The 12,558-nt window shown below is 48.5% G+C and carries 10 protein-coding genes; 8 read left to right on the forward strand and 2 right to left on the reverse strand.

All coding sequences use genetic code 11. The annotated features are described in order from the left end of the window. Positions 1 to 165: 165 nt before the first annotated feature. Entirely contained in the window at positions 166 to 3,891 is a 3,726-nt protein-coding gene (locus tag EJV45_RS03990) for a transglutaminase domain-containing protein (protein ID WP_129714361.1), read from the reverse strand. Between the two features lie 280 nt (positions 3,892 to 4,171). On the opposite strand from EJV45_RS03990, the gene EJV45_RS03995 reads away from it, so the two are divergent. The 7 genes from EJV45_RS03995 to EJV45_RS04025 all read left to right on the forward strand — a co-directional run bounded on the left by EJV45_RS03995 (position 4,172) and on the right by EJV45_RS04025 (position 10,610). After that, on the forward strand, positions 4,172 to 5,140 hold the full coding sequence (locus EJV45_RS03995) for a DUF1080 domain-containing protein (protein WP_129714362.1): 969 nt from the start codon (positions 4,172 to 4,174) through the stop codon (positions 5,138 to 5,140). A gap of 629 nt (positions 5,141 to 5,769) precedes the next feature. Then, positions 5,770 to 6,105, forward strand: coding sequence for a hypothetical protein (locus EJV45_RS04000; RefSeq protein WP_165304976.1), 336 nt, complete (start codon positions 5,770 to 5,772; stop codon positions 6,103 to 6,105). 95 nt (positions 6,106 to 6,200) lie between these two features. Then, on the forward strand, positions 6,201 to 8,081 hold the full coding sequence (locus EJV45_RS04005) for a gamma-glutamyltransferase family protein (protein ID WP_129714364.1): 1,881 nt from the start codon (positions 6,201 to 6,203) through the stop codon (positions 8,079 to 8,081). Positions 8,082 to 8,148: 67 nt separating this feature from the next. Continuing rightward, positions 8,149 to 8,508 carry a transcriptional regulator gene (locus tag EJV45_RS04010; protein WP_129714365.1) on the forward strand — a complete coding sequence of 120 codons (360 nt, stop codon included), beginning with the start codon at positions 8,149 to 8,151 and terminating at the stop codon, positions 8,506 to 8,508. Between the two features lies 1 nt (position 8,509). Beyond that, on the forward strand, positions 8,510 to 8,947 hold the full coding sequence (locus EJV45_RS04015; protein ID WP_129714366.1) for an SRPBCC domain-containing protein: 438 nt from the start codon (positions 8,510 to 8,512) through the stop codon (positions 8,945 to 8,947). A 31-nt stretch (positions 8,948 to 8,978) separates the two neighbouring features. Beyond that, entirely contained in the window at positions 8,979 to 9,434 is a 456-nt protein-coding gene (locus tag EJV45_RS04020; RefSeq protein ID WP_240755188.1) for an SRPBCC family protein, read from the forward strand. Between the two features lie 51 nt (positions 9,435 to 9,485). Beyond that, positions 9,486 to 10,610 (forward strand): DNA alkylation repair protein, encoded by a 1,125-nt coding sequence (locus EJV45_RS04025; protein ID WP_129714368.1) that lies wholly within the window; start codon positions 9,486 to 9,488, stop codon positions 10,608 to 10,610. Here EJV45_RS04025 and EJV45_RS04030 read toward each other — a convergent pair. Further along, complete coding sequence (locus tag EJV45_RS04030) at positions 10,588 to 11,562, reverse strand: sugar phosphate isomerase/epimerase (protein ID WP_129714369.1); 975 nt, start codon at positions 11,560 to 11,562, stop codon at positions 10,588 to 10,590. The genes EJV45_RS04025 and EJV45_RS04030 overlap by 23 nt on opposite strands. A 156-nt stretch (positions 11,563 to 11,718) precedes the next feature. Between EJV45_RS04030 and EJV45_RS04035 the strand changes: the two genes are divergently transcribed. Beyond that, complete coding sequence (locus EJV45_RS04035) at positions 11,719 to 12,321, forward strand: short chain dehydrogenase (protein WP_165304977.1); 603 nt, start codon at positions 11,719 to 11,721, stop codon at positions 12,319 to 12,321. The last annotated feature ends 237 nt before the right edge of the window (positions 12,322 to 12,558 follow it).

Consider the following 12,558-nt stretch of genomic DNA (forward strand, 5'->3'; position numbering starts at 1 on the left):
ATTCCGGGATCTGCAGGTTAAATCAGTCTGCAATAGCTGTCCGGGTATAAACAAGGTATGCGCCAGGGGAAGCAAATGCAGCGGAAGTGGCCGGACGCATGGGTAGTTTTACAGTCTGGTATATAAAAGCCGGGAACGCGGTTCCCGGCTCTGGCCCGTCAAATATTATTTCATAGCGAGCTGCTGCTCATCTGATGCAGCAACTTGTTTGTAAAAGGCCTGAAAGTCTTCGATGCGATCGGCAGGGACGACATCTTTTTTCAATTCGAACTTTCGCTTCAACACCAGCTTGTTTCCCTGCAGACTGCTCTCAAGGGAAAAGTTCGCGAAGTCAGAGTCAAGCCTGAGCGTTTTTGGCACCTCGACGATTGCTTTGCCTGCCGGCAGTTCAAGTACCAGCTCTTCTTCGAACGCATCTACAGCAAACAGTTGTGTCAGGTCTACGCCAAACTTACGCGGTGCAACGATCTGCAGGTTCTGCGCTTTGATCTTGTTTGACCATGGAATGGAGAATATGGACATGCCGGCTACAGGTTTGCTAACATTGATGAGCTTATAGCTGGTTTCAGTTCCGACTGTATCGGCGTTAACACCCCGCGTCTTAAGGTTCACAAATTTCAAAGACATTACATCATTTTCAGGGTAACTGGTACTCAGTTCTTCCTTCATTTTCTTAACCTGGTCTGCAGGGCTCAGGTCGCCATACACGCTTTTAAGATAACTGGATATGGAGCCGGTGTTCCAATTTTTTTCAGAGATGATCATATCGTTGTTTTCAAGCTTAACGGCAGATTTGTGCCACATCACATTCCGGCCGCGAAGTGATGGATTAAAGCTGATCAGGCCTTTGCTGCCGCCATTAATTTCGAGCACATTAGAGCCCAAAAAAGTGTTGCTGAAGGTGTTGAAGGGCAGGCTTCCGGATGTCAGTTCTACCCAGTATTCTTTGCCGTTTACCGTAGCTTTTGCAATGCAGTGATTAAATTCGATGCTTGGCAGGAGCAGGGTTTTCTGTCCGCGGTCGCGTGTATTGGCCAGCGCAAGCGACGCCTCTATTCCTGCTTCTTTGCAAAGCGTGACAAAGAGAGTCGAAACATCTTTGCAGTCGCCAATGCGGGTGTTGAGAACGGCCGAAGGGTTCTGTGGCACGATGCCGCTTTGCCTGAAGGATACTGAGCTGTACGTAATGTTGCTGGTGATATAATCATAGATCATTCTGATTTTTGTTTCTGGATTCAGGTTGGTTTTGCCAGCAAACAGTTCCCGAATCACCTTTCGCACTTCATAACTGCTATGCGCCTTGGCAGATGCGATGTTCTCATACCAGTCTGCCACAAATTTCCAGTCAGGAATGGTAGACAGGTAAAGCATATTGGTTACGTCATCCATGGGCGGCATCTTGTCTTCGTAACGTAGTGCCTGCTGCCCGGATTTTTTCCATACATACAGGTCAAACTCATCTTTCTCGGTTTTTGATGGCTTAATATCTTCCTGCGAGAAGGCATATTTAAATGGCTTTGCACGGTGAATCAGTAGCGAGTATTTCAGATTCATATTAAGGGCACCATCGCTGAAATAGAACGAATCCCAGACATGTGATGATAAAGATCCTACATGGTAGCTATTCAGTTTGTACCTGATGTTTATGAAGTCACCTACTTCGAGGTTGGTAAAAACGATTTGGTTCTCATCGGTTTCTGCCGGAACCTTCGTGCCGTTGGCTTTGATTACTTCTGCAGTCTCGATGTAAAGGTTCTGATCGTTATTGAAGCCGATCGAATACTCTTTAAGGCTCTCGAGACCGGTCTGGGTAAGTACCCTCGCGGTATAAAAATGTCGCTCCTGCGATCCCCCGTTTTCGTATACAACACGCTGCACTTCGCTGTTCAAGACAACAAATTGCTCGTCCGGATGCTCGTTTTTCGTTGGTGCCTTAGCAATCAGCGCGGCAACATCGGGTTTGTCAAAATAATCGAAGACAGATTTTTTCTTCTGGAGCTCCCGTAACGCTGCAACTGATTCATACGCATTGGGATGCAATTGCAGGCTTTGCTGATAGGCAGCAATGCTTTTGGCTTCCTGTTTCATCGTTTGATAGAGCAGCCCGAGCTTTTCATAAATGTTTGAACTGTTTGGATCGATTTCCAATGCTTTTAGATAGAGCCTCTCGGCATCCGCGTAGCGCTGCATGACATAATAAACCTGAGCAAGATCAATGTAAACGCTATAACCTATCGGGTCATCTTGCAACTCCCTGATGTAAAGATTAAGACCTGTTTCGTGGTCCCCTTTTTCCATAAACAGTTTTGCAACATACTTGAGGGAGTTATAATCGTTATTCTCGTCAACATATTTTTTCAATACCTCAAGGGCTTTGGGGTTCTGTTTTACCTGCGATTCGATAATATACTTGAGGTTGACTACCGTGGGTGTTCGATGGTATTCAGGATATACTTTTTCAACCAGGGCTATCACTTCTTCCTGCTTTTTTTCCTGGCCGAGCAACGTCAGGGTTTTTAAGAGTACATTTTCAGTACTGCCGTAAATCTTTTCAAGCTTGGGAATAATGGCCCGGGCCTGATCAAAATTCTTTTGTTGCAACTGCTCGTTAAATTCCAGTTCTAATGCCATGCTGCAGCCCGGATCGTGCATCCTGATCGATTCTTTCAGCGTTTCGACCCCCGTCTGATTGCCAACTTTTGAAAACAGCGTGATCATCATCATATGCAGATAGGTGCTTTTTGGAAAACGTTGAGTAAGGTTTTCAAGCAATTCGCGCGCTTCCGAGACGTAACCCAGATGAAGGTAAAGCTTTGCTACGATCAACTGGTTGAAATAACTTTGAGGCTGGCTCTTCAATGCCGACTGTGCTGCCGCAAAACCCGGTGCGGGAAGTGTTGGCTGCACGGGACCTGTTGACTTTTGATAGGGCTTTGGTACTGCACTGCCCTGCAGACCTGATAACGGATTTCCATGATTGTCGGTAAGCCGCAGCATGAAATTAGATCTTCCGGCATAACTTTCTCCGATCTGCACGAGAATGCGGTTGGTTCCCGCATTTAATTTAACAGCAGCAACGTAGGCATCCAGGTCGTTATTTCGTTCCTCAGATTCAGTGATAACCAACTGATCATTCACCCAGACCTTTGCCGAACCTGAGACGCCGAGCCGCAGCTGAGCTGCAGTGGCGGCAGGTGCATCAATAAATGTCTGAGCAAACACAACTGCATTTTCATAATTGCTGTAATAGCTGAAGTCAAACCAACGGTCGTGTCGCAGATATGGCACGGTGCGCCAGGTAAATGTCCTTCCCCGTTTCCCGGTGAAAACGTAATTCAGCTCCGGGTGTTCCAGTATGTCATACGTTTTATCAAAGCCGCTGGTCGAAATATTTTCGTATTCACCGCTGATCAGCCAATTTTCAATTTCACCTATCTTTTTAAAATGCGCATCAGCGGCAGCGGTCTGCCTCATTTCTTCATAGTGTTTGCCGAGCAGGGAAGCCGCCATCGCACGCAGTGCACCATCTGCATGGTCGCTTGCAGCAAGTTTTTCATAAAACGCAAGTTGTGCGGCTGTCTTTAGGCTGCCCGAGTAGTTTGCTGCATCGCTCCACAGGGCCAGAAGGGCCGATTGCCCGTTTTCAGTCTGATGGTTGATGCCGGAAAAATAGTCAAATCCGGCGTCAGGCGAACCATCCATATCCGTTAGCATGCACAGACCGGCTCTGGCTTCATTAGCGGTAGCCGGCTTTTGCAAAAGTTTAGTGAACTGGGTCCTGGCAGCGGTACGGTCGTTTCTAAAGAAGGCCTCCCAGGCGGGATTGGTTTGGCTCTTTACGCTCAGCGTAGAGACACAAAAAAGAGAGAGCAGTAATAATTTAAATTTCATTCTGTAATGATAAAAAAATCCGGAGCGAATAAAAATTTTTCGCCCGTAACGATACGGTTAAGTGCAGTTATTGTCCCTGTTGAAGAATTGTAAATACAATATGATATAGTCGTACAACTAACGGATGAGATAACCTACATGCTTGAAAGAGCGACCTATTTAGCCATCTTCCAAAGGAAAATGCGCGCAATAACTGGCCAGATGATCGTTTAATTCAGCAAGGCTGTTAAAAAACCGGGAGAATAAAGTAAATTGGCAGCTTACTTTATAACAACTTATCATGTTTCGTCAGCTATTGTTACTGAGCCTGAGCGGGATGCTCGGACCAGGTAATTTTGAAGTAGAGCGGCCTGCAGCTCCGGTTGCTTCGGTCCGGCAGGACGTTCCGGGAAAAGGCCTTATTGGTCGCTGGGACATCACGATTGATCAGAACGGCAAGGAAGCTCCGTCCTGGCTTGAAGTTAAACTCTCAGGTACGCGCACGCTTGTCGGCAGTTTTGTAGGTTCATCAGGCAGTGCCCGTCCGGTGTCAAAAGTGAATTTTGATCAGGGAAGGTTCAGCTTCAACATTCCGCCACAATGGGAGTCCGGTAACCAGGATTTTGTAATTGAAGGAACGTTAGAGGGAGAATCGATCAAAGGTACCATCACCACGAGCGAAGGCAGGAAGTTTAACTGGACAGGAGTCGGGGCCTCTTACCTCAAACGTACCGGCACGGTAAAATGGGGTAAGCCGGTTGAGCTTTTCAATGGGAAAGACCTGACGGGATGGAAGGCCACAGGCAAAAACCAGTGGATCGTAAAAAATGGGGTGCTTACCAGTCCGCGCTCGGGCTCAAACCTCGTTTCAGAGCGGAAGTTTAAAGACTTTAAACTGCATATTGAGTTCCGGTATCCGAAAGGAAGCAACAGCGGTGTTTATCTTCGCGGCCGTCATGAGGTTCAGATAGAAGACAGTCCAAAAGACGCGCATCCTTCAAGCGTTTTGTTTGCAGGTGTTTACGGTTTCTTGACGCCGAGTGAAATCAATTCGCTTGGACCTGATACCTGGCAAAGTTTTGATATCACCCTGATTGGCCGTATGGTAACCATTGTTTCAAATGGCAAGACCGTGATCAGCAACCAGGAAATTCCGGGTATAACAGGCGGCGCTTTAGATAGCCGTGAAGCTGAAGACGGACCTATCTACTTCCAGGGCGACCACGGACCCATTGAATTCAGGAAGGTAACGATTACGCCCGCAAATTGATTCATGGGTACGATCGGGTCCGGGTAACAAGGCTCCAAGTTTATAGAAGCAAGGCAATAGCAGACAATTTTAATGGCTCCAGCTGCTTTGACGCTGTTTAAAGCAGCCTGCGCGGACCACAACTCCTGCAAAGTTGGTAACTTTCGTAAAGTTACCAACTTTAAGTTAAAAAATACAATCAAAATTAAATATTCGCTGCCAACGAACGAACATTTCCTTTTCTAATAAGAAAACGCCGACCATGCAATCTGACCTCGAACAAATCATCCAGGCACTCCTGCAGGAGAGGCAATCACTTCAGGTGAGTGTTGATCAAGCCTTGAAAGATGCCGACTATCAGGCCGCCTGCTGGCACCAAAAGGGTCTCGTCGATATAAATCTCCGCCTTCAAACCCTCTATGTGTTTCAAAACAGGGACTATCTGAAGACCTGTGAACTGGAACGGGCTATAGCTTATGCGGAAAACAATATCGATAACCAGGCGCAGCCGGCATTTATGGCTCACTACTATCGTGAACGACTGGAAGAGGACAGGCAGGAATTGGAAAGCCTGAAAAAATCAGGTCCTGCAAGTAAGTTTGATGGACAGGAACTTGATGATGCCCTGTTTGCCCTGGCTAACCGGGAAATTGAAAGCTTCAACCTTTTTCTTCAGCTACGAGGATGCTATACATCTTCATTTCACACTCGACATCGCGCAGGATACGATCGTAGTCTGCTTCTCCGAAGAACTCGACCTTACACAATTCGGATCGCGGTTCGTCGCGGCCTGCAGCAACATTGGATTTGTGAGCCCCCCCGATGGACGGCCCGAATACCGATACCCGGCCTCAGGATTCAAAGGTGCCTGGGAAATCAAAATCGTTCTAAGCCGGCTCCTCTTCGACCTGCTGGGCATTCACCGGTGGCAAGTGGACGGACGTATTGTATACAAGCGATACGGCAGGCCGGTTTCGGACGTATAAGTTAGTTCAGGTAACAAGTTGAATAGACCAGGAAATTAACGTTTCCGCGGTGGTCGAAATATAATCCGCCTAGCAGTTTTTCCTTATCTTGCTGCATGAAACATTTCGCTTTAGCTTTCGTACTGCTTCTGTTATCAACTATCCTCCATGCGCAGCCAACGCAGAAACCAATGCTGTATGGAAACAGCTGGATGGCCATTACCGGTAAGCCGCTGGCAGCCACTGCCGGCAGCATGATCTTTCAGCAGGGCGGTAATGCAGTCGATGCAGCCTGCGCCATGCTTGCTGCTACCTGCACCATGTGGGATACCCTCAGCTGGGGCGGAGAAACCCAGGCGCTTATTTATAATCCGAAAACAAAACGGGTTATTGCTATCAATGCAATGGGTGTAGCACCTACGGGAGCTACAGCAGCGTTTTTCAAAAATAAGGGTTACAATTTTCCGCCCGAATACGGCCCTCTTGCTGCAACGACCCCGGGTACACCAGGCGGTCTTATCTTTATGCTGCATCAATATGGAACTATGAGCCTGGCACAGGTACTTGCGCCCGCCATGAAAATGGCGGCGGGATACCCTATCGAGGCCCAGGCCGCCAACACCATTGAAAGACAGAAAGCCCTGATTAAACAATGGCCATACAGCACAAAGGTTTTGCTCCCCCATAAAGGAGCAGCCCGGGAGGCGCCCGAAGGCGGTGAAGTCTTTGTACAAAGTGACCTGCTTGCTACACTGACCAAAATGGTCGATGCTGAGAAAGCCGCGCTCAAAAAGGGCGGGTCTCGCAAAGAGGCACTTATGGCCGCCTATGACCGATTCTATAAAGGCGACATCGCCAGAGAATTTGTTAGGGGAAGCCGAGAGCAGGGCGGCCTTATCACCATGGCCGATCTGGCTAACTGGAAACCTGTTGAGGAAGAAGCCCTTGTAACCGATTATAAAGGAATCGAGGTCTTCAAACTCAAACAATGGACGCAGGGTCCGGTCTTGCTTCAGGCACTCAATATCCTCGAAAATTTTGATCTGAAGGCCATGGGCTACAACAGTCCGCCGTATATCCATACTGTTTACCAGGCAATGAACCTGGCGTTCGCAGATCGTGATTTTTACTATGGCGATTCATATAAAACGCCGATTGAACCTATGCAGGGGCTACTTAGTAAGGCATACGCAAAACAAAGGGCATCACTGATCGATCCCGAACGGAACAACATAAAAATCGGCCCCGGAGATCCGTACCAGTTCCAAAACCAGACGAATCCTTATTTAACGTTACTTAAGATCCGCGGGTTTGAAGCAGACACCAGCAAACGCAACTTTGCGCCGAAACATGATCTCGGCGCATTGCCACCCGACGAAAGTTATCAGGACAGGTTATGGCGTGGAACCACATCCATCGAAGCGGCAGACAAAGAAGGTTGGGTTGTTTCCGTAACACCAAGCGGCGGATGGCTGCCGGCCTGCATTGCCGGAAACACGGGCATCGGGATGAGTCAGCGTATGCAAAGTTTTGTGATTGATTCAGCATTAAATCCTTTCAATGTGGTCGAACCGGGCAAACGACCGCGGGTTACTTTATCACCCTCGTTGTTCCTGAAAGACGGGAAACCATATCTTTCTGCCGCCGTTCAGGGCGGAGATACCCAGGATCAGAACCTGCTTCAGTTTTTTCTTAATGTAGTGGAATTCGGTATGCCGGTACAGAAGGCATCCGAAGCGCCAAATTTCAACAGCAACCAGCTCTGGCTTTCACTCGGTGGTACCAGGGCGGCCGACCGCGAACCAAAACCCGGCCAGATTCTGCTTAACAGCCAAACGCCGACCGCTACACGCGAAGCACTGAAAAAGAAGGGTTACATCCTCAGTTTCGCCGAACGAACAAGCGGCCCTATCAATGCCATTTGGTTCGATTGGAAACACCGTACCCTGTGGGGCGGTTCAAGCAACCACGGCGAAGATTACGGAATTGCCTGGTAAATAAAAATGAATAAAATTTGCGCAAGTGAATACTTACCTTTAAATTGGCAAGTAAATACTTGCCTTTATGGAGTTAAGAAGAGACGTTTTTCAGGCCATTGCCGATCCGACCAGAAGGCAGATTATCGAAATGTTGTCCGTATCAGATATGAATATGCGCAGCGTCGCCGATCATTTTGATATGAGCAGGCAGGCTGTTGCACTTCACATGAAGATACTTGAAGAATGCGGCATGTTAACCATTACGCAGGCCGGCCGCGAAAAGCGATGCCGTGTTCAGGCAGATAAATTAAGCGAGGTGCACCAGTGGACGGAACAATTCCGGCTATTCTGGACTGCCAAATTCGGCGCACTGCGCCAGCTTGTTCAGGAAGGTGAAATACCTGCTAACAACATTTCTGTACCCGTACCGAAAACCAAAAAATAAAATGGATACTGTAGTTGTAGAAGAAGTTTTTGATACTTCATTAGAAGTTCTCTGGAAAGCCCTCACAGACAAGGCAGAGCTCGGCAAATGGTATTTTAATCTTTCTGATTTCAAACCCGAACCGGGCTTTGAGTTTTCTTTTGAAGGCACGGGTCACACAGGTGACCGTTTGGTCCATATCTGCCGGATTACCGAGGTTACACCGATGGAGATGCTTCAGTACTCCTGGCAATATACGCATATCCCGGGTTTTTCGCTCGTCACATTCGAGCTCTTCGAAGAACCGCAGGGGGTAAGACTTCGCGTTACGCACACCGGACTGGAGAGCTTTCCGCAAAACAGACCTGATTTTACTGCCGGCAGTTTCTCAGGCGGCTGGACCGAGATCCTGAAAGAATGGCTTGGCCGCTATCTTGCATCAAACGATAACCCGAAATAATAAGATCATGATTACTGAAAACCAAAAAACCATGGAAACGGCGCTCCTCATCCGTAAGCCTGTAGATGATGTCTTCGGTGCGATTGTCGATCCGGCACAGACCACTCAATTCTGGTTTACAAAAAGCTCCGGCCGGCTTGATGAGCATGAGCGGGTAACCTGGACCTGGGAGATGTACAATGTATCTGCCGAGATCAAGGTGCTAGCTGTCGAACCGGGGCAGAAAATTACGATGGCATGGGACAATGGCGGTACAGACACGACCGTAGAATGGATCTTCACGCCAATTGACGGGAAGGGTACATTTCTGGAAATCAGGGAATCGGGTTATGCCGGCGATGACGATACCGTGCTTTCCAGGATTAAGGATTCTACCGGTGGTTTTGTTCTTGTTCTTGCCGGTTTGAAAGCCTGGCTTGAACATGGGATCAGGCTAAACCTTACTGCCGACCGTTTCCCACCGGAAATGACAGATTCTGCACATTAAGATATAATTATTTCGGTTTTCTTTCCTGGTGCCACGGGCGTATATTTGGGTATGGCGCTGATCAAAGACGTATACTCAACAGAATTCTACCAACAGTTTGCCAGCGATGCAGATTCGGCGGTCCCCGGATTTAATGCAGAGCTCTTCCTCCGCGAGGTGCAGCCTCCAGATTTTGGTGCGATGGAATTTAAACAACGGATGCTGCATACAGCGCACGTGTTCCATCAGGCACTACCCGCGGGCTTTAGCGAAAGCGCCGAAAGTTTTGCCGGGCTGATCAGCTATCTGAAGGATAGAGAAGCTGCGGATAAACTCGCGTACGTCTTCCTGCCTGAGTACATCGCCCTCTATGGAATCGATCACTTCAGCAGATCCGCAGAATTGCTTGAGCTCGTTACGCAGTTTGTTTCTGCCGAGTTCGCAGTGAGGCCATTTCTTCTGCGCTACTTTGATGAAATGATTGCTGTCATGCATCGTTGGTCGCAACATGCTGATCACCGCGTGCGGCGCCTGGCAAGCGAAGGCAGTCGTCCGAGGCTGCCCTGGGCGCTTGCCATTCCGGCGCTTAAGCGCGATCCCACGCCGGTATTGCAGTTACTTGAAAACCTGATGCCGGATCCTTCGCCATGGGTACGGAAGAGCGTAGCTAATCATCTTAACGATATTTCGAAAGATCATCCGGATGTGCTGCTGCGTGTCGTTTGCCGCTGGAAGCTTCACTCGCCTGAAACAGACGCAATCATTAAACATGCGTGTCGCACCCTTTTTAAACAGGGCTATCCCGCAGTGTTATCGCTGTACGGCCTGGATACTGCAGGCATCACACTTTCAGACTTCCGCCTCTCTGCACCCGAAGCCAGTCCTTCGCTACCTCTTTCATTCTCATTTTGCTTAAAAAACGAGCTTACCCGGCCCAAACTTGTGCGTATTGAATATGCGGTCTATCACCTGAGGGCAAAAGGACAGCTTATCCCGAAAGTTTTTAAGATCAGCGAGCGCACAATTCAGCCAGGCGAAGAACTAACGATGACCCGGAAGCACCCCTTTAAACCGATCACGACACGCGTTTATTATCCCGGTACACATCAGGTTGCGCTTATTATAAACGGCAGCCCGCTTTCAACGTTACCGTTCGAACTCAGTGGCGTTCAGACTAACTTACCAGGTTCTTTTTAACATAGTCGAAGCTTTGCTTTATGCTTTTGAAGACATCCTGTTTAATAACATCCTGTTCAACAAAAAGGTGTTTAAGCCCCGACTGTTCCTGATGACTGAAAATCTCCTTGAAGTCGATGGCTCCCGTACCTACTTCTGTGTAGCTAATGGTTTGCAGGATATCCATTGATGGCTTTTTGTCCTGCTCGCCACCCGTAATTGGCTCGGTATTACTTTTGTCCATATCCTTGACATGCCACATAGCAAAGCGACCGGGATATTTTTTGAAATAGTCATCGGGGTTTATTCCGGATTTTTTTGCCCAGAACAGATCAAGTTCAAAGGTAACCAGATCTGGTTCAGTCTCGCTAAGCAGAATATCCATGCCTTTCTTTCCGCCTGCAAGGCTCCTGAATTCCCAGAAATGATTGTGGTACCCGATCGTCAGACCCGATTTGCGGCATAGTTCTCCTGCTTTGTTAAACTGCTCAGCCATAAACTTGAAGTCGTCTGCACTCAGCATGTCAAGAAGTCCAAGTGGCGGCACAGGAATAATAAAATATTGCTGCCCCAGCGAGGCTGCGATATCAACCTGATACTCAAGGGCAGACTTGTCGCCATTTCCGCGGGTAAGAAAATCATGAAGCTGGTAATGTCCGCTGTAGCTGGCCAGTCTGTTATCGGCCAGCAGCTTTTTCAGGTCTGATACTTCAAGCCCCCAGAACTTTGCTTCGGGTTTTTTCTTGTTATACTCAAAAAAGGTCTCGACGTGGTTATACCCGATCTCTGCTACCTTCCGGAGGCTGGCCGTGACGTCTGCGGCCAGCGCATCCCGGATGCTGAAAAGTTGAAGTCCGATTTCTTTAACCGGACTATAAGATTTTGCCTTGCTACAGGCTGCCAGCGGGCCAGCCAGTGCAAATGCGCCACCCAGCAGGGCGGCGTTTTTGATAAAAGTTCTGCGGTTGCTCATAAGGGTTTGGTTTATTAAAGGTAACTATCCTGATTGTAAATTACTATTTCCGTGCGGGGAATAACAGGATCGTTTTCATTACACACATTTTGTAAGTAACAAACATTTGGAGCGGGATTACCTGCAACCGGCATGGTAGCGTATGTTTGTATAACTATGAAAATACTACTCATCGGTGCATCCGGAACACTTGGAAAACGTTTGAACGCCGCCTTATCTCCGGATCATGAAGTTATAACAGCGGGCCGCAGTTCCGGAGATTACCACGTCGACATCCGTTCGGAAGACTCAATTCGTAACATGTTCGGGCAATGCCCGCAGCCGGAAGCCCTGATCTGTGCGGCCGCTTCCGGCGATATGGACAATTTTGCCACGCTGACGCAAGACGCACTGCTGGACAACATGCGCGGGAAACTCCTGGGCCAGATCAGCCTCGTCCTTGTCGGACAGCATTTCCTGCCTCCGGGCGGATCATTTACCCTGACATCGGGCGTATTTGCAGATGAACCACATATAGGTGTAACCGGCGGCGGTGTCATCAGCGGCGCACTTCACAGCTTTGTCTATGCAGCTGCGCTGGAGCTTTCTCCGCGGATGCGGGTAAACGCTGTGAGCCCCGGTATGCTTCAGGATTCAGCACCGCAGTATGGAGCGCTGTTTCCCGGGTTGCCGGCTATAAGCATGGATGCAGTCGTGCATGCTTACAGGCAAACCCTCTTTACAGATATAAACGGCCAGGTCTTGCGACTGTACCGTTAACAGTCGGGTCTCAACAGATATTTCAAAAGGCTTCTTTTGTTTAGTAACTGCACTTTGCTTCAAGACTATGTTTGATGACAGGGACCAGATCATGTAGCCCACGAAAGCGCCTGAAAGGCCGGAGCCATCCGAAGCAATAGCCCGGAGAGATGTGTTATATAATTGATTGGCGTGATGACGGGCCCAGGCAGCCAGGGGCCATCATACGTTCTGCCTTATTTTCCCCAGGTGTTTCCG

Origin of the sequence: Pedobacter sp. SYP-B3415, from assembly GCF_004138205.1 — a bacterium.
In the GTDB taxonomy this organism is placed as follows: Bacteria; Bacteroidota; Bacteroidia; order Sphingobacteriales; family Sphingobacteriaceae; genus Pedobacter.

Coding starts and splice junctions, on each gene's coding strand:
- EJV45_RS03990 (WP_129714361.1), bottom strand. CDS start 3,891: ATGAAATTTAAATTATTACTGCTCTCTCTTTTTTGTGTCTCTACGCTG.
- EJV45_RS03995 (WP_129714362.1), top strand. CDS start 4,172: ATGTTTCGTCAGCTATTGTTACTGAGCCTGAGCGGGATGCTCGGACCA.
- EJV45_RS04005 (WP_129714364.1), top strand. CDS start 6,201: ATGAAACATTTCGCTTTAGCTTTCGTACTGCTTCTGTTATCAACTATC.
- EJV45_RS04010 (WP_129714365.1), top strand. CDS start 8,149: ATGGAGTTAAGAAGAGACGTTTTTCAGGCCATTGCCGATCCGACCAGA.
- EJV45_RS04015 (WP_129714366.1), top strand. CDS start 8,510: ATGGATACTGTAGTTGTAGAAGAAGTTTTTGATACTTCATTAGAAGTT.
- EJV45_RS04020 (WP_240755188.1), top strand. CDS start 8,979: ATGGAAACGGCGCTCCTCATCCGTAAGCCTGTAGATGATGTCTTCGGT.
- EJV45_RS04025 (WP_129714368.1), top strand. CDS start 9,486: ATGGCGCTGATCAAAGACGTATACTCAACAGAATTCTACCAACAGTTT.
- EJV45_RS04030 (WP_129714369.1), bottom strand. CDS start 11,562: ATGAGCAACCGCAGAACTTTTATCAAAAACGCCGCCCTGCTGGGTGGC.
- EJV45_RS04035 (WP_165304977.1), top strand. CDS start 11,719: ATGAAAATACTACTCATCGGTGCATCCGGAACACTTGGAAAACGTTTG.